The sequence below is a fragment of the Streptomyces sp. NPDC039430 genome, from assembly GCF_055639435.1.
This window is the reverse complement of record NZ_JBVKAK010000001.1, coordinates 636335-655717: the sequence shown is the minus strand read 5'-3', so window position 1 is coordinate 655717 and position 19383 is coordinate 636335. Positions and strand designations below refer to the sequence as shown.

The window sequence follows — 19383 nt, the reverse complement described above, 5'->3', positions numbered from 1 at the left end:
CCGCCGCACCCGGTGCTTCACGCCGCTGGGACGCCGACCTGGGACCACGCCTTGGTCACCGCCTCCAGCTCCGCGCCGTCCCCGAAGCGGGCCCGCGCCGCCGAGACGGTCAGCCGGGCGAAGTCCGCGAACTGCGCGTCGGCGGCCAGCTCGCCGCCGGTCAGCACGTCGAACCAGATCTGTCCCGCCCGCTCCCACGCCTTTCCGCCGAGCGCCACGGCCAGCAGATAGAACGCGTGGTTGGGGATCCCGGAGTTGATGTGGACCCCGCCGTTGTCCTGGGTGGTCCGTACGAAGTCGTCCATGGTGCCGGGCTGCGGGTCCTTGCCGAGGACATCGTCGTCGTACGCGGTGCCCGGCGCCTTCATGGAGCGCAGCGCCTCCCCGGTGACCCCCGGCGCGAGCAGGCCCGCGCCGATCAGCCAGTCGGCCCGGTCGGCGGTCTGCTCCAGGGTGTACTGCTTGACCAGCGAGCCGAAGACGTCCGAGACGGACTCGTTGAGGGCGCCCGACTGACCCTGGTAGTCGAGGTTGGCGGTGTACTGGGTGAGGCCGTGGGCCAGTTCGTGGCCGATCACATCGACGGGCAGCGTGAAGTCGAGGAAGACCTCGCCGTCACCGTCGCCGAAGACCATCTGCTCGCCGTCCCAGAAGGCGTTCGCGTACCCCTCGTCGTAGTGGACGCTGGCGACCAGCGGCAGTCCGGCGCCGTCGAGCGAGTCACGTCCGTACGCCGACAGCAGCAGCTCGAACGTGGCGCCGAGACCGCTGTACGCGCGGTTGACGGTCGCGTCGCGGCCGGGCTCGTCGCCCTCGCCGCGCACCTTCCTGCCCGGCAGCGTGGTCCCGTGCGCGCAGTCGTGGATCGTGCGGTGCGGGTTTCCGGTGGCGGCGGCCGTGGGGGCGGCGAGGGGGCGCAGGCCGGTGATCCGGCGCCGGGTGCGGTGCGCGGAGTCCACCTCCAGGGTGCGCCGGGCGGGCCCGGAGAACCGGGGGTCCTCGGCCTGGGCGAGCTTGTCGAGGAGATGGGGTGGCACGATCGTGCAGAAAACGGGCGCGATGTCGTTCATACGAGAACGGTGGCAGTGTGTGATGGTCCTGTCACCCATCGCGACAGGAATTGCTGAGATGGAGTGATTCCCGGAGGCCGGGTCTTTACATCGCCCGCCGCGCCTCTGCCGCCGCTGCCGCCTTTGCCGTGCCGTCGCGCCGTGTCTCCGCCGTCTCGGCGGGCGTCTCCCGCCCGTCTCGCGGGACGCTCCTCGTATCCCGCATTCTGATACGGACCCGCGCATCCGGTACGGCTCGGCTAGGCTGCCTGACATCATGCGTTTCGGGCTGCTTCTCCTTAGCTGCCGCGGCGAGGGTCTGTAGTCGTAGGCCGACCCCCTCCCCGCGGAGTCCGGTGTTGCGGTGTTCACGCCCGTCGGCCGTCCCAGCGGACACACGAGGAGCCCTGCGCAATGTCTGATTCTTCCGTCGGTCGTGCCACGCCCATCACCAACGCGACCCACACCCAGCGGTCGTCCGGGATGCCGATCCACAAGTACGGCCGCTACGAGGCGGTGGAGATCCCCGACCGCACCTGGCCGGACAACCGGATCACCGTCGCCCCCCGCTGGCTCTCCACCGATCTGCGCGACGGCAACCAGGCGCTGATCGACCCGATGTCACCGGCCCGCAAGCGCGAGATGTTCGATCTGCTGGTCCGCATGGGCTACAAGGAGATCGAGGTCGGCTTCCCGTCCTCCGGTGAGACCGACTTCGCGTTCGTGCGGTCGATCATCGAAGAGGGCGCGATCCCCGAGGACGTGACGATCTCCGTCCTGACCCAGTCCCGCGAGGAACTGATCGAGCGCACCGTCGAGGCGCTGCGCGGCGCCCACCGCGCGACCGTCCATCTGTACAACGCCACCGCCCCCACGTTCCGCCGGGTCGTCTTCCGCGGCACGAAGGAGCAGGTCAAGCAGATCGCCGTGGACGGCACCCGGCTGGTGATGGAGTACGCGGAGAAGATCCTGGGCCCCGAGACGATCTTCGGCTACCAGTACAGCCCGGAGATCTTCACCGACACCGAGCTGGACTTCGCGCTGGAGGTCTGCGAGGGCGTCATGGACGTCTGGCAGCCCGAGGCCGGCCGCGAGATCATCCTCAACCTGCCCGCCACGGTGGAGCGTTCGACCCCGTCCACGCACGCGGACCGCTTCGAGTGGATGTCGCGCCACCTCTCCCGCCGCGAGAACGTGTGCCTGTCCGTGCATCCGCACAACGACCGCGGTACGGCCGTCGCCGCCGCCGAACTGGCGCTCATGGCCGGGGCCGACCGGATCGAGGGCTGTCTGTTCGGGCAGGGCGAGCGCACCGGCAATGTCGACCTGGTGACGCTGGGCATGAACCTCTTCTCCCAGGGCGTCGACCCGCAGATCGACTTCTCGCAGATCGACGAGATCCGTCGTACCAGCGAGTACTGCAACCAGATGGAGATCCACCCGCGCCACCCCTACGCGGGCGACCTGGTCTACACGTCCTTCTCCGGCTCCCACCAGGACGCCATCAAGAAGGGCTTCGACGCGCGTGAGGCCGACGCGGCCGCGCGGGGCAAGCCGGTCGACGAGATCGAGTGGGCCGTGCCGTATCTGCCGATCGACCCGAAGGACGTGGGCCGTTCGTACGAGGCGGTCATCCGGGTCAACTCGCAGTCCGGCAAGGGCGGGATCGCGTACGTACTGAAGAACGACCACAAGCTGGACCTGCCGCGCCGGATGCAGATCGAGTTCTCCCGGATCATCCAGGCCAAGACCGACGCCGAGGGCGGCGAGGTCACCCCCGGCCAGATCTGGTCGGTCTTCCAGGACGAGTACCTGCCCAACCCGGAGAACGCGTGGGGCCGGGTCCAGCTCCGCTCCGGCCAGACCACGACCGACACGGACGGCAAGGACACACTGACCGTCCAGGCCGTCGTGGACGGCACGGAGACCGTGCTGACCGGTACCGGCAACGGTCCGATTTCGGCCTTCTTCGAGGCGCTGGCGGCGGTCGGGGTGGACGCCCGGCTGCTGGACTACCAGGAGCACACCCTGAGTGAGGGCGCGAGCGCGCAGGCCGCCTCGTACATCGAGTGCGCGATCGACGGAAAGGTGCTGTGGGGCATCGGAATCGACGCGAACACCACCCGCGCTTCACTCAAGGCGGTCATTTCCGCGGTGAACCGCGCGACCCGCTGACCCGGCCGCCGGCTCCGGCCCCGGCTCCGCCCGACCCGGCCTGACCTGAGCGTTTCGCGGACCCCGATCACCAGCCACGGTGGTCGGGGTTCAGCCATGTCGTGGCGATCTCACGCCGCGGTACTGACGAGGCGCACGTGATGTGGCTAACATCACGTCAACGCGGCGGCTCTGTATCCGGATTCCCCCAACGGGCGCAGAGGCGGAGCGGAGTGCAACGCAACGAAGCGTTGCCGGAGTGTTACGGAGGTGCGCGACGTGCTGCCAGCTCAGAGACCCGATGGGCGAAAAGTGCGCTTCTGCGGCATTCGTACGTCATGGAACACCGTCGGTGACGGAGAGTTCTTCTGTCCCGACTGCGGAGGCGACCGCAACTACCGCCGTCGCACCGGCCGTCGCCGTTTCACGGTGCTCGGGGTCCCGCTGCTCCCGCGCGGCTGCGCCGGGCCCGTCGTCGAATGCGCCGCCTGCCACGCCCACTTCGGGACGGACGTCCTCGACCACCCCACCACCGTCCGCTTCTCCGCGATGCTGCGCGATGCCGTGCACACGGTCGCGCTGGCGGTCCTCGCGGCGGGTGGCACGTCCTCGCGCACGGTCAGGGAGACCGCGGTCCTCACCGTTCGGGCGGCCGGGTTCGAGGACTGCACGGAGGACCGGCTGACGGATCTGGTCGACGCGCTCGCCGCGGACACCGGCCGGTTCCTCGTCGAGCCGGGACCGTGCGGCGCGGCGCTCGCCATCGAGCTGCATGAGGCGCTGGAGCCACTGGCCCCGCATCTCGCCCCGGCGGGACGGGAGTCGATCGTGTTGCAGGGCGCGCGGATCGCGGTGGCGGACGGCCCGTACAGCCTGCCGGAGCGCGAGGTGCTGAGCATCGTCGGCGGCGCGCTCCAGCTCTGCTCGGACGATACGGAGCGGCTGCTGCTGGCGGCGTCCGGCACGCCTTCCTGAGCCCGGCCTCCTCGGTCCGCACCCCGGGCCCTCGGTCCACAGCCCGACCTTCGGTCCGCAACCCGACCTTCGGTCCGCAGCCCGACCCCCTCGGGCCCACTCGCCGGACGAGGGGAGCACGGCGGGCGGGGGAGAGCGGAGGAAGCCGCCCACGACGGCCGAAGGGCTGTCCGCGGCGGGCGAAGGGCCGTCCGCGCATGCGGGAGAATGGGCCCCATGAGTCTGTTCCGGGACGACGGCGTTGTGCTGCGCACCCAGAAGCTCGGTGAGGCCGACCGCATCATCACGCTTCTGACCCGCGGCCACGGCCGCGTCCGCGCCGTCGCCCGGGGTGTGCGGCGGACCAAATCGAAGTTCGGGGCGCGGCTGGAGCCGTTCTCCCATGTCGATGTGCAGTTCTTCGCGCGCGGCAGCGACCTCGTCGGACGCGGGCTGCCGCTGTGCACCCAGAGCGAGACCATCGCTCCGTACGGTGGCGGCATCGTCACCGACTACGCCCGCTACACCGCGGGCACCGCCATGCTGGAGACCGCCGAGCGGTTCACCGACCATGAGGGGGAGCCGGCCGTCCAGCAGTATCTGCTCCTGGTCGGCGGGCTGCGTACGCTCGCGCGCGGGGAGCACGCACCCCATCTGATCCTGGACGCCTTCCTGCTGCGCTCCCTCGCCGTCAACGGCTACGCGCCGAGCTTCGACGACTGCGCGAAGTGCGGACTCCACGGACCGAATCGTTTCTTTTCGGTCGCGGCGGGTGGAGTCGTCTGCGGTGACTGCCGGGTGCCCGGCAGCGTCGTACCCTCGGCTGAGGCCGTCGGGCTGCTCAGCGCGCTGCTGACCGGCGACTGGGACACGGCGGACGCGTGCGAGGCGCGGCATGTCAGGGAGGGCAGCGGACTGGTGTCCGCCTATCTGCACTGGCACCTGGAGCGCGGGCTGCGCTCGCTCAGATACGTAGAGAAGAACTAGGAAACTAGGAGACGAGAGCGCATGGCACGACGCGGAATCCTGGGGCGTTCCAGCCGCGAGTACAAGACGCCGGAACCGCACCCCTCCGGTGCGCGCCCGCCGAAGATCCCCGGCGAGCTGGTCCCGAAGCACGTGGCCTGCGTCATGGACGGCAACGGCCGCTGGGCCAAGGAGCGCGGTCTGCCGCGCACCGAGGGCCACAAGGTCGGCGAGGGCGTCGTTCTCGATGTGCTCAAGGGCTGTCTGGAGATGGGGGTCAAGAACCTCTCCCTGTACGCCTTCTCCACCGAGAACTGGAAGCGCACCCCCGACGAGGTGCGCTTCCTGATGAACTTCAACCGCGATGTCATCCGGCGCCGCCGCGACGAGATGGACGAGCTGGGGATCCGGATCCGCTGGGTGGGCCGGATGCCCAAGATGTGGAAGTCGGTCGTCCAGGAGCTCCAGGTCGCCCAGGAGCAGACGAAGGACAACGACGCCATGACGCTCTACTTCTGCGTCAACTACGGTGGCCGCGCGGAGATCGCGGACGCCGCGCAGGCGCTCGCCGCCGATGTCGCGTCCGGCAGGCTCGACCCGTCCAAGGTCAACGAGAAGACGTTCGCCAAGTATCTGTACTACCCGGACATGCCGGACGTGGATCTCTTCCTCCGTCCCAGCGGGGAGCAGCGCACGTCGAACTATCTGATCTGGCAGAGCAGTTACGCCGAGATGGTCTTCCAGGACGTGCTCTGGCCGGACTTCGACCGCCGTGATCTGTGGCGGGCCTGTCTGGAGTACGCGTCCAGGGACCGGCGCTTCGGCGGAGCGCTGCCCAACGAGGAGCAGCTGGAGCAGCCGGAATAGGCAGAGCAGGCGGCGGGTGGGGCACGGGGGCCGTAACGCGCGGTCGCCGTACGGGCTTGACCGCGAGCCCGTACGGCGACCCAGGACGGTTGCCGCTGACGCTAGTTCTTCGCGACCGCCGCCGCGCACTCCGCGCACGTGCCGAAGATCTCCACCGTGTGTGCCACGGCCACATAGCCGTGCTGCGCGGCGATCATCTCGGCCCACTGCTCCACCGCGGGCCCCTCGACCTCCACGGCCTTTCCGCAGACCCGGCAGACGAGATGGTGGTGGTGGTCGCCGGTCGAGCAGCGCCGGTAGACCGACTCGCCGTCGTTCGTGCGCAGCACATCGACCTCGCCGGCGTCGGCGAGGGACTGCAGGGTGCGATAGACCGTGGTCAGGCCGACCGAGTCACCACGGTGTTTGAGCATGTCGTGGAGCTCCTGCGCGCTTCGGAACTCGTCCACCTCGTCGAGCGCCGCCGCCACCGCGGCACGCTGGCGGGTCGATCGGCCGCGCACGGGGGCCGCGCTTGATCCACCGCTGGGCGCAGTCGTCACAGGTGCCTCCTTGCCTCTGCCCGTATCCCTCGGGCGTTGCCCGCTTTCCCACGGGCCATTGTGCCAGTTCGTGACCGCCCGGCAGTCAGACCGTGACATCGCCCGCGGTCGTACGCGGGGCGGGCACGTCCATGTCCGGCGCCTCCACGTCCGGTACGGCGGCCGCGGCCTCGGCGGCCCGCAGCGCGCGGGCCCGGCGTCTGGCGAGGGGGGTGGCGAGCGCGGTCAGCACCACGAAGACACCGATCGCGATCAGCACGATCGTCGCGCCGGGCGGCACGTCCTGGTAGTACGAGGTGGCCGTGCCGGCCAGTGTCACCGCCGTACCGATCACGACGGAGAGGACGAAGGTGACCGCGAAGGACCGGGTGATCTGCTGGGCCGCCGCGACCGGCACCACCATCAGCGCGCTGACCAGCAGCAGCCCCACCACCCGCATGGCGACGGTGACCGTCACCGCGGCCGTGACCGCGATCAGCAGATTCAGCGCGCGCACCGGCAGTCCGGTGACGCGGGCGAACTCCTCGTCCTGGCTGATCGCGAAGAGCTGCCGGCGCAGCCCCACGGTGACCAGCACCACGAAGGCGGCGAGCAGCGAGATCGCGGTCACGTCCGCCGGCGAGACCGTCGACAGGGAGCCGAAGAGGTACGTACTGAGGCTGCCGTTGGAGCCGTTCGGCGCGAGATTGATCAGCAGGACGCCGCCCGACATGCCGCCGTAGAAGAGCATCGCCAGCGCGATGTCGCCGCGTGTGCGGCCGTACGCGCGGATCAGCTCCATCGTGACGGCGCCCGCGACCGCCACGAGGGTCGCCATCCACACCGGGCTGGTGGAGAGCAGGAAACCGAGGCCGACCCCGGTCATGGCGACATGGCCGATGCCGTCGCCCATCAGGGCCTGGCGGCGCTGTACGAGGTAGATGCCGACGGCCGGGGCCGTGATGCCGACCAGTACGGCCGCGATCAGCGCGCGCTGCATAAAGGCGGTCTGGAGGATTTCCATGGTCAGGTCAGCAGTCCTGTGCGGAGCGGCTCACCGGCCGCGTGCGGATGGCAGCCCGGATCCGGATGGGCGAGGGGATCGGGATCGTCGCCGGGCACGGGGCCTCCCCCGCTCGAAGAGCTTGGGGAAGAGTGCCGGCCGGCCGCCCGGGGCGGCGGTCCGTCGTGGACCACGCAGCCGTCGCGCAGGACCACCGCGCGGTCGATCAGCGGCTCCAGCGGGCCCAGTTCATGCAGGACGAGCAGTACGGTCGTACCGGCCGCGACCTGTTCGCGCAGTGTCGCCGCGAGGATGTCCTGGCTGGCCAGGTCGACGCCCGCCATCGGCTCGTCCATGATCAGCAGTTCGGGTCCGGCGGCGAGCGCCCTGGCTATCAGCACGCGCTGGTGCTGGCCGCCGGAGAGGGCGTCCACGGAGTCCTTGGCGCGGTCGGTGAGCCCGACCAGGTCGATGGCCCGCTCGACGGCGGCCCGGTCGGCTCTGCCGGGCAGGCCGAACCTCGTACGGGACAGCCGGCCGGAGGCCACGACCTCGCGGACGGTCGCGGGCACCCCGCTCGCGGCGGTGGTGCGCTGCGGTACGTAACCGACGCGCGCCCAGTCGCGGAAGCGGCGCAGCGGGGTCGAGAAGAGCGTGATCTCGCCATCCGTCAGGGGTACCTGCCCGATCACCGACCGTACGGCGGTGGACTTGCCGGAGCCGTTGGCACCGAGCAGGGCGACGACCTCACCGCTGTGCACGGCGAGATCGATGCCGCGCAGCACCGGGCGTGAACCGAGCGTGGCCCTGGCGCCGCGGACGGTCACGATCGGGGCCGAGCCCCGCTCCGGCGCCCGCCGCGCCGCCTCGGCGGTCTGACCGCTCTCCCTGGTCGCCATGTCGGGTGCCTCCGATACCGCTGCCGGCTGTTTCACTTCGCGCCGAGTGCTGTCCGCAACGCGGCGAGGTTCGACTGCATGACCTCGATGTAGTCATCGCCCTTGGACTTGTCCGTAATTCCCTCCAGCGGGTCCAGGACTCCGGTCTTCAGACCGGAGTCCGCCGCGAGGGTCTTGGCGGTCTTGTCGCTGGCGAGCGTCTCGAAGAATACGGTGCGCACCTTGTCGTGCTCCGCGATGGTCCGCAGTTCCTTCACCCGGGCGGGGCTGGGCTCCGACTCGGGGTCGATGCCCGCGATGGCCTCCTGCGTCAGACCGTAGCGCTCGGCGAGATAGCCGAAGGCGGCGTGGGTGGTGATGAAGGTCTTGGTGGTGGTGCCGGTGAGTCCCTGTTTGAACGCCGTGTCCAGGCCGCCGAGCTCCTTCACGAGAGCGTCGGTGTTCTTCCGGTACGCGGCGGAGTTGTCCGGGTCGGCCTTCTCCAGGGAGGCGCCGACACCCTTGGCGACCTCGGCGTATTTCACCGGGTCCAGCCAGATGTGCGGGTCCTTGCCGGCCAGGGCGTCCTCTTCGCCGGCGGGGTGGCTCTCCCCGTGGCCCTCCTCGCCCGCGTGGCCGTCCTCGTGGCCGCTGTCGTGGGAGTGGCCGCCGACCTCGGTGCCGTGCTTCTCCAGCGTGGTGAGGGAGGTCGCGTCGACGGTGTTCTTCACACCGGACTGCGTGATGGCCTCGTCCACGGCGGGCTGGACGCCCTTGAGATAGAGGATGACGTCGGCCTCGCCGAGCTGGGCGGCCTGCCGGGGGGCGAGTTCCAGGTCGTGCGGCTCCACGCCGGGCTTGGTGAGCGTGGTGACGGAGACGTGGTCGCCGCCTATTCGCTCGGCCAGGAACTGCATGGGGTAGAACGACGCGGTCACCGCGAGCCGGTCACCGCTCTTCTTGTCGGCGGCGTCGGAGGAGGAGCAGGCGGACAGCGCGACCAGGCCGAGGGTGACTGCTCCGGCGAGAGTGGCGGTGGGTATCAGGCGTCGTGCGTTCATGACTGTCATTTTCAACAAAAGTGGAAACGATTGTCAACAAGGGTCGCAGGTGCCTCTTACCCCGCACCGATTTGATCGAAGGGGTGCGGCCGCCGCTAATCTGAAGCATTCGCCGTTCGTCGTCGTCGTAATGAAGAGAGCACCGTGGCCGCCGACAAGATCGACAGCATCGTCAACCTGAGCAAGCGCCGTGGCTTCGTCTACCCGTGCAGTGAGATCTACGGTGGTCAGCGCGCCGCCTGGGACTACGGGCCGCTCGGAGTCGAGCTGAAGGAAAACCTCAAGCGTCAGTGGTGGCGTTACATGGTCACCTCGCGCGAGGACGTTGTCGGTATCGACTCCTCGGTGATCCTCGCCACGGAGGTCTGGGAGGCGTCCGGCCACGTCGCGACCTTCAGTGACCCGCTCACCGAGTGCACCTCCTGTCACAAGCGGTTCCGCGCCGACCACCTGGAGGAGGCGTACGAGGCGAAGCACGGCAAGGCGCCGGAGAACGGCCTCGCCGACATCAACTGCCCCAACTGCGGCAACAAGGGCACGTTCACGGACCCCAAGCAGTTCTCCGGTCTGCTCTCCACCCACCTCGGCCCGACGCAGGACTCCGGCTCCATCGCCTATCTGCGGCCCGAGACCGCACAGGGCATTTTCACCAACTTCGCCCAGGTGCAGCAGACGTCGCGCAAGAAGCCGCCCTTCGGCATCGCGCAGATGGGCAAGTCCTTCCGGAACGAGATCACTCCGGGCAACTTCATCTTCCGCACGCGTGAGTTCGAGCAGATGGAGATGGAGTTCTTCGTCAAGCCGGGCGAGGACGAGCAGTGGCAGGAATACTGGATGGAGCAGCGCTGGAACTGGTACACCGACCTGGGTCTCCGTGAGGAGAACATGCGGTGGTACGAGCACCCGGCCGAGAAACTCTCGCACTACTCCAAGCGCACGGCCGACATCGAGTACCGCTTCCAGTTCGGCGGCAGCGAGTGGGGCGAGCTGGAGGGTGTCGCCAACCGCACCGACTACGACCTCTCCGCGCACTCCAAGGCGTCCGGCCACGACCTGTCGTACTTCGACCAGGAGGCCGGCGAGCGCTGGACCCCGTATGTCATCGAGCCCGCCGCCGGTGTCGGCCGCTCGATGCTCGCCTTCCTCCTCGACGCGTACAACGAGGACGAGGCGCCCAACGCCAAGGGCGTGCTGGAGAAGCGCACCGTGATGCGTCTCGACCCGCGCCTCGCGCCGGTCAAGGTGGCCGTGCTGCCGCTCTCCCGCAACCCGCAGCTCTCGCCGAAGGCCAAGGGCCTCGCGACGGACCTGCGGCGCAACTGGAACATCGAGTTCGATGACGCGGGTGCCATCGGCCGCCGTTACCGCCGCCAGGACGAGATCGGCACGCCGTTCTGTGTGACCGTCGACTTCGACACCCTGGATGACAACGCGGTGACCGTGCGTGAGCGCGACACGATGCAGCAGGAGCGCGTCTCGCTCGACCAGATCCAGAGCTACCTCGGCGCCCGGCTCCTCGGCTGCTGACGGTCGCTGACGACAGCTGAACAACGGCCCACATTGAACGGCGGGTTACGTTCACAGCTCGAAGCCCCCGGTTCCCTCACGGAACCGGGGGCTTCGTTGCAGACTGGGCGCTGACCTACCAGGGAGGCACGGATCATGCCGGCCACGACCACCAGCACGGTCAGGAGATGGGATCAGCACGGACGCGAGCATGTCGTACGCGTCCAGAAGGCGGGTGTGCAGCGGTCGTTGATCTGCGACACCTGCGGCTGGCGCAAGGGGGCGCAGTTCCTGCCCTGGCTCAAGGCGGAGGAACATCTCACCGAGGCCCACCAGGCGACGGTGGACCCGGCGGCGGACTGAGCGGACGGGGACAGCGGGGCCTGGGCGGGCGGCGGGACGGACCGAGCGGGTGGCGGACCGAGCGGGAACCCGGGGGAGGGCCCACGGCCCGTGTCAGGCCCGCAGACCGCGCAGCAGCAGGTCGCAGACGGCGGTGAACTCGGCGTCGATCGTGGGCTTCCGCCATTCCGGCGCGTACGCCGGGTCATGGAAGCGGGCCGTGGCGGCGAAGACCGCCCCGGCCGCACTCGCCGGGTCCGCCGCCACGAACTCGCCCTCGCGCACGCCCTCTTCGACGATCCGGGTGAGCTGGTGGGCCAGCTCCGCCAGATGCGCGTCGACCACATCGCTGCTCTCGTCGATGAGCACGGAGAAGGTGGCGAACAGCTCCGGGTCGTCCCCGGCCTTGTGCCGCTTGGTGTCGAACAGCGCCAGCAGCCAGCCGCGCAGCTTCTCCGGGCCCGGCTCGGCCTCCCCGTCCATGATCGCGGCCAGCGCGGTCTCCGTACGGCTCAGCCAGCGCGAGGTGACCGCCTCCCGCAGCGCCGCCTTCGTGCCGAAGTGCCGGTAGACACTGCCATGGCTGACGCCGAGCACCCGTGCCACATCGACCACGGTCGCCTTCGCCGGGCCGTAGCGGCGCAGCACCTCCTCGGTGGCTTCGAGGATGCGCTCGGCGGTCAGGGGCTCGGTGGCCATGGGGGCGCCCGGCCTTTCATGGTTCGTATGGCGGATGCGACAGATGACATTACCTGTCAGATCCCCCGGCCCGACAGGTCGGTCGATGAGGGCGCTCCCTTCCTCCGTGTCCCGCGCGCCGGTCAGCGCTCACTGTCGAGGTGTGCCATCTGACCGGCCGGATACCGGTCTCCGGCGGCGGCACCGGACGGTACGGCGCTCTCGATGGCGGCCAGATCTCCGGCGTCCAGCGTGACGTCCAGCGCGCCGAGGGCCTCGGTCAGCCGGTCGCGGCGGCGGGCGCCGACGAGCGGCACGATGTCCTCACCCCGGGAGAGCACCCACGCGATGGCGATCTGGGCGACCGAGACACCCTTCTGCCCGGCGATCTTGCGCAGCGACTCGACCAGCCCGAGGTTGTGCCGGAGGTTGTCGCCCTGGAACCGGGGGCTCACGGAGCGGAAGTCGGTGGGCGCCAGCTCGCGGTCGCTGGTGAAGTGGCCGCTGATCAGCCCGCGTGAGAGCACTCCGTACGCCGTGACGCCGATGCCCAGCTCGCGCACGGCCGGCAGGATCTCGTCCTCGATACCGCGCGAGATCAGGGAGTACTCGATCTGGAGGTCCGCGACGGGGGTGACGGCGGCCGCCCGGCGGATGGTCCCGGCGCCGACCTCGGAGAGCCCGACGTGGCGCACATACCCGGCCTGGATCAGCTCGGCGATGGCGCCGACGGTCTCCTCGATCGGGACGTCCGGGTCGATCCTGGCGATCCGGTAGATGTCGATGTGGTCGGTGCCGAGGCGCTGGAGGGAGTACGCGGCGAAGTTCTTCACGGCGGCCGGGCGGCCGTCGTAACCGCCCCACCCGTTGTCCGGGTCGCGCAGGGCGCCGAACTTGACGCTGGTGAGGGCGCGTTCGCGGGCGGCGGCGGGGGCGGTGCGCAGGGCTTCGCCGATCAGCAGCTCGTTGTGGCCCATGCCGTAGAAGTCGCCCGTGTCGAGCAGGGTGACGCCCGCCTCCAGCGCGGCGTGGATGGTGGCGATGGATTCCGCCCGGTCCACATCTCCCCCGTACAGGGCGGACATGCCCATGCAGCCGAGGCCGAGCGCGGAGGTGCGCGGGCCCGAGGCGCCGAGAGAGCGAGTGGGGATGGCGTTCATGAGGGTTCCTCCATGCGGAGATCGCTGAGTGACAGAACAACCATGACATGAGCGATGACAGATTTCAATATCTGTCATCGCTCGTGCTGTCACGTGTCTGGTGTCCGCCAAAAACGCGTTACGTCCCGGCCCCGCCCGGTGATAGCGTCACGGGCATGTTCTTCCAGATCTACGAGTGAGAGCGCGGCGGCGACGACCCGCCCCCCACCGACGAATCCGCAGATCACTTCTCATCGCTTCGGGAGAACCCCCATGGCAAAGAGCCGCAACAACCTTCTCGGCGTCGGCGGACAGCGCAAGAAGCTGTCGCGCACCGACCCGCAGGCCGCCGCCCCCGCGCGCGACGCCAACCGCAAGGCCTCCGCCGACCACAAGCAGGAGCTGCTGCGCAAGATGCGTGAGCGCGCCGCGGGTCAGGGCGAGGGCAACGGAACCCAGAGCGACGGCGCACAGCGGAACGACGCGACGGACGGCACCGCCCCGCAGAGCTGACGTACTCCCGTCGCACGGCATGAGCCGTACGCCGCGGCCGTAAGCCCTGCGCCACAGGTCATGCACAGGGGCCCGGATCACCGAGGTGATCCGGGCCCCCGCGTATGACCGCTTTTCCGCCGCTCAGCCGATCTTCCGCGGCAGCCGCAGGCTCAGCAGCGCCGTCAGGACGACCAGCCCCAGCTGCGCCAGCAGCGTGACGACCAGGGCGTCCCGCATCCCCGCCGTGGTGGCGAGACTCAGGAAGAGCGAGCCCAGCGTCGCCACTCCCAGCGCCAGTGCGGACTGCTGCGCCGTGACCATCACACCGCTGCCCACCCCGGACCGCTCGGCCGGTATGTCGGAGAGCACGATGCGGATGATGACGGGCAGTTGGAGGCCCTGGCCGAGACCGGCCAGCGCGATCCCCGGCAGCAGATCCAGCCCGCCGATCGACGGCCAGCCGCCCCACACGGCGAGCGCAAGCAACGCCACCCCGGCGGTCTGGATCACCGCGCCGGCCGTGACGACCAGGCTGCCGTACCGCCGTATCAGCCGCGGTCCCGCCAGCGACGCCCCGAAGAACGCCACCGCCATGGGCACCAGCGTCAGTCCGGCGTCGACCGCGCCCATCCGCAGCCCCTGCTGAAGGGCGACGGCGATCACGAACATGAAGCCGCCGAAGCCGATCCCGAACGGCACGATCAGCGCCAGCCCCCGCCGGAGCGTGACCAGCGCGAGCAGGCTCGGCGGCACCAGCGGGGTCCTGCCCTGCCGGTCGGCCCGCCGCTCCACCCGTACGAAGGCGTACGACACGACCGGGAAAGCCGCGAGGGAGACCCATGTCCACGCGGGCCACCCGGCCGCCCGGCCCTCCGTGAGGGGCGCCAGGAGCGTCACCAGCGCGGCGGCCAGCAGGATCGTCCCCGGGGTGTCGATCGGCGCCGGCCGCTGCGAGCGGGTCTCCGGCACCGAACGGACCGCGAAGAACAGGCCCACCAGCGCCACCGGCACATTCACCAGGAAGATCGCCCGCCAGCCGCTCCCCGCGATATCGGCCGCGACCAGCACCCCGCCCAGGATCTGGCCCGCCACCATCGCGAGCCCGGCCGTCGCGCCGTACAGGCTCAGCGCCTTCGCGCGGCGCTGCCCGCCGGTCGCGGAGTGGATGGTGGCCAGCACCTGCGGCAGCATCAGCGCCGCCGCGGCGCCCTGCGCCACCCGCGCGCCCACCAGCGTCCAGGCGTTCGGCGCGAGGCCGCAGACGAGGGAGGTGATGCCGAAGGCCGCCATGCCGATGAGGAAGAGCCGTCTCCGGCCGAACATGTCCCCGAGCCGCCCGCCCAGCACGAGCAGCACGGCGTACGACAGCCCGTACCCGGCCACCACCAGCTCCAGCAGGGCGGGGCCCGCGGCCAGCTCGTGATCGATGGTCGGCAGGGCTACATTGACGATGAAGAAGTCGATCAGAGGGAGCGCCGCACCGAGAAGCACGGTGAACAGGCCGAGAGTGCCGAGCACGGAACCGTGGTCATGGATGACGGGCGGTCCGCCGGATGGGGCCTCGGCGGTGGATGTCTTCCGTAGGGACGCGAATGCTCTACTCACTCCATCGACGATCGCTCATCACTCACCCTGGTACCAGAGTGTCTTTATCCTGGTACACGGACTACCCGCCAATGGGCTGGCGTGCGACACCCGCCTTCACCGAGCGCGACCGGCCCGGCCGCTTCGTACACTCTCGGTTACGTCAAGTGACATTGGAGTGATGATGAAAGCGAACAAGGGCGACCGTCTCGTGATGCACGGCCGGGTGGTCGGCAAGCACGACCGGATCGTGGAAGTCGTGGAGGTGCTGGGGCCGAACGGCTCGCCTCCGTTCAAGGTACGTGCCGAGAACGGTCACGAATCGATCGTGTCGCCGGGCCCGGACACCGCCGTGGAGCCGCACTCGAAGAGCGAGTGAAGCGAGTGGGGCGCGTGGAGCGAGTGCGGCGCGGGTAGCGCCGCGTGATGCCTGGTAGCGGGAAGCTCTTATCCCGTTACCAGGACCGCCTGGCAACGGGATGGGACATGCGGCACCCTTGAATCATGACCTTCACCAGCGCGCGGGCCGGGCACACGGCGCGCACCGGGCACACGGAACAGGCCGGGCAGGAGAGCGATATCCGCCGCCATGAGCTGGCGGGGTTCCTGCGCAGCCGCCGTGAGCGGATCACGCCCGAGCAGGTCGGGCTGGACCGGGGGAGCCGCCGGCGCACCCCCGGGCTGCGGCGCGAGGAGGTCGCCCAGCTCTCCGCTGTCGGTGTCACCTGGTACACCTGGCTTGAGCAGGCGCGGGCCATCCAGGTCTCCGCGCAGGTCCTCGACGCGCTCGCCCGCGCCCTGCTCCTCGACCCCAGCGAACGCGCGCATCTCTTCGCGCTGGCCGGGGCGCCGGATCCCGCGCCCGGGACGCCGTGCCCCACCATCACGCCCGCGATCCGGCGGATGCTGCGGCGGCTGGAGCCGTTCCCGGCGTGCGTGCAGAACAGCCGGTACGACATCCTCGCGTACAACCGCACGTACGGCGTGATGATGTGTGACCTGGACGCGCTGCCGCCGCAGGATCTCAACTGCCTCTGGCTCGCCTTCACCAACAAGGACTTCCGGGCCGCCCTCGGCAATCGCGAGGAGACGACCCGGATCATGGCGGCCAAGTTCCGGTCCGCCATGGCGGAGCATCTCTCGGAGCCTCCGTGGAAGACGCTGCTCGGACGGCTGCGGGCGGCCTCGCCCGAGTTCCGCGAGATCTGGGAGCGGCACGAAGTGGTCACTCCGGTCGGGGACAGGACCAAGAGGTTCGTCAACGCCGAGGTGGGACAGCTGAATCTGGAGCACACCAACCTCTGGCTCGGGCCGTCCGCGGGGCCCCGGCTGGTCACCTATGTCCCGGTGGACGACGAGACCAGGCTCCGGCTGGAGAAGCTCCAGGCGTCCGCCGAGGCGTCCGCGCTGGTACCCGCCGATTACTGAGCCCGATGGCCGTGACCGGTGGCCGATGACCGGCGGGGGCTACCGGCCGGGACCCTCCGCGGCGGCCCCGCTGTCGAGGGCTCCCGGCTCCAGGCGCTCCGCCGTACGGCGTGCCGTCCCCCGCGCCCAGGCGCCGCTGGTCAGCGCGCCCACCACCAGGACACAGAACCCGCACGCCGTGATGATCCACCAGGCCGGGTGGCTCGCCGCCACGAAGCCCGTGTCGTACGAGGCGGAGGCCACCGCGCCGGCCGTGCCGCCCGCCAGCACCGCGCCGATCACGGCCACGCCCAGGGTCTGGCCGATCTGGCGGCTGGTGGAGGCCACCGCGGCGGCGACCCCCGCCTGGCTGCGGGGCATACCGGAGACGGCGGTGTTGGTGATCGGCGCGTTCACCATGCCGAAGCCGAGGCCGAACACCACATAGCCGGTGAACAGCAGCGCGTCGGTCGCCTCCGCGTCGAACGCGGCGAACAGCACACCGCTCGCCGTCATCGCCGTCCCCGAGACCAGCAGCGGGACGCGGGGGCCCCGGTTGCCGACGAGCCGGCCGGAGAGCGGGGCACAGAGGAAGGTCATGGCGGCCATCGGCAGGATGTACAGCCCGGCGTGCAGCGCGGACAGTCCGCGTACGTTCTGCAGATAGAGCGTGTTGAGGAAGAGGAATCCGCCGAGCGCGGCGAAGGCGCAGATGGCGATGACCGTCGCCCCGCTGAACGGCGCGCTGCGGAAGAACCGCAGGTCGATCAGTGGTTCGGCGCGCCTCGGCTCGTACAGCAGCAGCCCGGCGAACGAGAGGACCGCGACGGCCGCGAACGCCAGGATCCGCGGTGAGGTCAGGCCGGCCTGGGGCGCCTCGATGATCGCGTAGGTGAGGGCGCCGAGTACGCCGATGACCAGCAGCTGTCCCACGGGATCGGGGCGGCGCGGCTTCGGGGCGCGCGACTCCGGGACGTACCGCCAGGTCAGGACGAACGCGGCGATCCCGATGGGGATGTTGATCCAGAAGATCGACCGCCAGCCGACCGAGTCCACCAGCAGTCCGCCGATCAGCGGGCCCGCCGCCATCGCGATACCGACGACGGCGCCCCAGGCACCGATGGCGCGGGCGCGCTCGCGCGGGTCGGTGAAGGTGTTGGTGATGATCGACATCGCCACCGGGTTGAGCATCGAGCCGCCGACCGCCTGCACCATACGGAACGCGACCAGCGATTCGAGGGTCGGTGCCAGGGAGCAGAGCAGCGAGCCGAGGGTGAACAGGACCAGCCCGGTCTGGAAGACCCGGCGCCGGCCGATCCGGTCGGCGGTGGAGCCCGCGAGCATCAGCAGCGAGGCGAGGACGAGGGTGTAGGCGTCGATCGTCCACTGGAGCCCGGAGACCGTGGCACGCAGTTCCTTCTGCATGGAGGGCAGCGCGACGTTGAGGATGGTGTTGTCGAGGCTGACGATCAGCAGGCTCATGCAGCAGATCGCCAGCACCAGCATCCGCCGCCGGTGGCTCAGCTCGGGCATTCATCGATGGTACGGCCACCTAATGACCGGCGCCGTGTGCCACGGTCGTGCGCGACAATGGGCGGATGACCGCTCCACTCTCCACGCTCGCCGCACCTCAGGCCGCCCCGCTGGCCATCGGTCCGCACACCGTCCGGCCGCCGGTGGTGCTCGCCCCCATGGCCGGGATCACCAACGCTCCGTTCCGTACGCTCTGCCGGGAGTTCAGCGGCGGCAAGGGGCTGTTCGTCAGCGAGATGATCACCACCCGGGCGCTGGTGGAGCGCAACGAGAAGACCATGCAGCTCATCCACTTCGACGCGACCGAGACCCCGCGCTCGATCCAGCTGTACGGAGTGGACCCGGTCACCGTCGGCAAGGCCGTCCGGATGATCGTGGACGAGGATCTGGCCGACCACATCGACCTCAACTTCGGCTGCCCGGTGCCCAAGGTCACCCGCAGGGGCGGTGGCTCCGCCCTCCCGTACAAGCGGCCCCTGCTGCGGGCGATCCTGCGCGAGGCCGTGTCCAACGCCGGGGATCTGCCGGTCACGATGAAGATGCGCAAGGGCATCGACGACGACCACCTCACCTGTCTCGACGCGGGGCGGATCGCGGTCGAGGAGGGCGTGACCGCGATCGCGCTGCACGGCAGGACCGCCGCCCAGCACTACGGCGGCACCGCGGACTGGGACGCCATCGCGCGGCTCAAGGAGCATGTCCCGGAGATCCCGGTGCTCGGCAACGGCGATATCTGGTCGGCGGACGACGCGCTGCGGATGGTGCGCGAGACCGGCTGTGACGGTGTGGTCGTGGGCCGCGGCTGTCTGGGCCGGCCGTGGCTCTTCGGGGACCTTGTCGCGGCCTTCGAGGGGCACGGCGAGACGGCGCGGCCCACGCTGCGCGAGGTCGCGGGCGTCATGCGGCGCCACGCCGAGCTGCTGGGGGAGTGGATCGGGGACGAGGCCCGCGGGGTGATCGACTTCCGCAAGCATGTGGCCTGGTACCTGAAGGGCTTCTCGGTCGGCTCACAGCTGCGCAAGCGGCTGGCGGTCACCTCGTCGCTCGCCGAGCTGGACGAGCTGATGGCCGGGCTCGATCTGGACCAGCCGTGGCCGGACGGCGCGGACGGGCCGCGCGGGCGTACGTCGGGGAACAACCGGGTCGTCCTGCCGGACGGCTGGCTGAAGGACCCGTACGACTGCGCGGGGGTCGGCGCGGACGCGGAACTGGACACGTCGGGCGGCTGAGCCGAGCCCCCTCCCGG

General features: G+C 70.1%; 19 protein-coding genes. 10 read left to right on the top strand and 9 right to left on the bottom strand.

Annotation, left to right across the window (positions count from 1 at the left end; translation table 11 throughout):
- Positions 1 to 17 precede the first annotated feature (17 nt).
- Positions 18 to 1070, bottom strand: coding sequence for a M4 family metallopeptidase (locus tag ACZ7LS_RS02805; protein ID WP_382672065.1), 1053 nt, complete (start codon positions 1068 to 1070; stop codon positions 18 to 20).
- 393 nt (positions 1071 to 1463) lie between these two features.
- Here ACZ7LS_RS02805 and leuA point away from each other — a divergent pair, with 393 nt between their 5' ends.
- The 4 genes from leuA to ACZ7LS_RS02785 all read left to right on the top strand — a co-directional run bounded on the left by leuA (position 1464) and on the right by ACZ7LS_RS02785 (position 5990).
- Positions 1464 to 3224, top strand: coding sequence for a 2-isopropylmalate synthase (gene leuA, locus ACZ7LS_RS02800; protein ID WP_385129901.1), 1761 nt, complete (start codon positions 1464 to 1466; stop codon positions 3222 to 3224).
- A 258-nt stretch (positions 3225 to 3482) separates the two neighbouring features.
- The gene (locus tag ACZ7LS_RS02795; protein WP_382518054.1) at positions 3483 to 4178 is read left to right on the top strand and encodes a TerB family tellurite resistance protein; all 696 of its coding nucleotides are present in this window, start codon (positions 3483 to 3485) and stop codon (positions 4176 to 4178) included.
- A 216-nt stretch (positions 4179 to 4394) separates the two neighbouring features.
- Positions 4395 to 5144 (top strand): DNA repair protein RecO, encoded by a 750-nt coding sequence (recO, locus tag ACZ7LS_RS02790; protein WP_382518056.1) that lies wholly within the window; start codon positions 4395 to 4397, stop codon positions 5142 to 5144.
- A 21-nt stretch (positions 5145 to 5165) separates the two neighbouring features.
- Positions 5166 to 5990, top strand: coding sequence for an isoprenyl transferase (locus tag ACZ7LS_RS02785; protein ID WP_382518059.1), 825 nt, complete (start codon positions 5166 to 5168; stop codon positions 5988 to 5990).
- A 101-nt stretch (positions 5991 to 6091) separates the two neighbouring features.
- Here ACZ7LS_RS02785 and ACZ7LS_RS02780 read toward each other — a convergent pair whose 3' ends face one another.
- From ACZ7LS_RS02780 to ACZ7LS_RS02765, 4 genes are all read right to left on the bottom strand, one after another.
- The gene (locus tag ACZ7LS_RS02780; RefSeq protein ID WP_129771046.1) at positions 6092 to 6532 is read right to left on the bottom strand and encodes a Fur family transcriptional regulator; all 441 of its coding nucleotides are present in this window, start codon (positions 6530 to 6532) and stop codon (positions 6092 to 6094) included.
- A gap of 85 nt (positions 6533 to 6617) precedes the next feature.
- Positions 6618 to 7535, bottom strand: coding sequence for a metal ABC transporter permease (locus ACZ7LS_RS02775; protein ID WP_385129904.1), 918 nt, complete (start codon positions 7533 to 7535; stop codon positions 6618 to 6620).
- A 2-nt stretch (positions 7536 to 7537) separates the two neighbouring features.
- A complete protein-coding gene (locus ACZ7LS_RS02770) occupies positions 7538 to 8413 on the bottom strand; it encodes a metal ABC transporter ATP-binding protein (RefSeq protein ID WP_385129906.1) in 876 nt (291 codons plus the stop codon).
- Positions 8414 to 8445: 32 nt separating this feature from the next.
- Entirely contained in the window at positions 8446 to 9453 is a 1008-nt protein-coding gene (locus ACZ7LS_RS02765; protein ID WP_385129908.1) for a metal ABC transporter substrate-binding protein, read from the bottom strand.
- A gap of 144 nt (positions 9454 to 9597) precedes the next feature.
- Here ACZ7LS_RS02765 and ACZ7LS_RS02760 point away from each other — a divergent pair, with 144 nt between their 5' ends.
- Entirely contained in the window at positions 9598 to 10980 is a 1383-nt protein-coding gene (locus tag ACZ7LS_RS02760; RefSeq protein ID WP_365971103.1) for a glycine--tRNA ligase, read from the top strand.
- A 135-nt stretch (positions 10981 to 11115) separates the two neighbouring features.
- Positions 11116 to 11322, top strand: a complete 207-nt coding sequence (locus ACZ7LS_RS02755) for a hypothetical protein (RefSeq protein ID WP_129771042.1) — start codon at positions 11116 to 11118, stop codon at positions 11320 to 11322.
- Between the two features lie 93 nt (positions 11323 to 11415).
- Here ACZ7LS_RS02755 and ACZ7LS_RS02750 read toward each other — a convergent pair whose 3' ends face one another.
- Together ACZ7LS_RS02750 and ACZ7LS_RS02745 are read right to left on the bottom strand one after the other, a co-directional pair.
- Positions 11416 to 12000 (bottom strand): TetR/AcrR family transcriptional regulator, encoded by a 585-nt coding sequence (locus ACZ7LS_RS02750; protein ID WP_382518072.1) that lies wholly within the window; start codon positions 11998 to 12000, stop codon positions 11416 to 11418.
- Between the two features lie 122 nt (positions 12001 to 12122).
- Positions 12123 to 13139, bottom strand: a complete 1017-nt coding sequence (locus ACZ7LS_RS02745; RefSeq protein ID WP_382518075.1) for an aldo/keto reductase — start codon at positions 13137 to 13139, stop codon at positions 12123 to 12125.
- A gap of 252 nt (positions 13140 to 13391) precedes the next feature.
- Between ACZ7LS_RS02745 and ACZ7LS_RS02740 the strand changes: the two genes are divergently transcribed.
- Entirely contained in the window at positions 13392 to 13631 is a 240-nt protein-coding gene (locus ACZ7LS_RS02740; protein ID WP_382672086.1) for a DUF6243 family protein, read from the top strand.
- Between the two features lie 123 nt (positions 13632 to 13754).
- On the opposite strand, the gene ACZ7LS_RS02735 is transcribed toward ACZ7LS_RS02740, so the two are convergent.
- Entirely contained in the window at positions 13755 to 15149 is a 1395-nt protein-coding gene (locus tag ACZ7LS_RS02735) for an MFS transporter (protein ID WP_382968172.1), read from the bottom strand.
- A gap of 232 nt (positions 15150 to 15381) precedes the next feature.
- Between ACZ7LS_RS02735 and ACZ7LS_RS02730 the strand changes: the two genes are divergently transcribed.
- Both ACZ7LS_RS02730 and ACZ7LS_RS02725 read left to right on the top strand, forming a co-directional pair.
- Positions 15382 to 15576 (top strand): DUF1918 domain-containing protein, encoded by a 195-nt coding sequence (locus tag ACZ7LS_RS02730; RefSeq protein WP_129771170.1) that lies wholly within the window; start codon positions 15382 to 15384, stop codon positions 15574 to 15576.
- Between the two features lie 125 nt (positions 15577 to 15701).
- A complete protein-coding gene (locus ACZ7LS_RS02725) occupies positions 15702 to 16625 on the top strand; it encodes a helix-turn-helix transcriptional regulator (protein ID WP_382518081.1) in 924 nt (307 codons plus the stop codon).
- 39 nt (positions 16626 to 16664) lie between these two features.
- Here the strand turns inward: ACZ7LS_RS02725 and ACZ7LS_RS02720 are convergent, their stop codons facing one another.
- Positions 16665 to 18137: an MFS transporter gene (locus ACZ7LS_RS02720; RefSeq protein WP_382518084.1), complete on the bottom strand. Its 1473-nt coding sequence runs from the start codon at positions 18135 to 18137 to the stop codon at positions 16665 to 16667.
- A gap of 65 nt (positions 18138 to 18202) precedes the next feature.
- On the opposite strand from ACZ7LS_RS02720, the gene dusB reads away from it, so the two are divergent.
- Positions 18203 to 19366, top strand: coding sequence for a tRNA dihydrouridine synthase DusB (dusB, locus tag ACZ7LS_RS02715; protein WP_382518087.1), 1164 nt, complete (start codon positions 18203 to 18205; stop codon positions 19364 to 19366).
- The last annotated feature ends 17 nt before the right edge of the window (positions 19367 to 19383 follow it).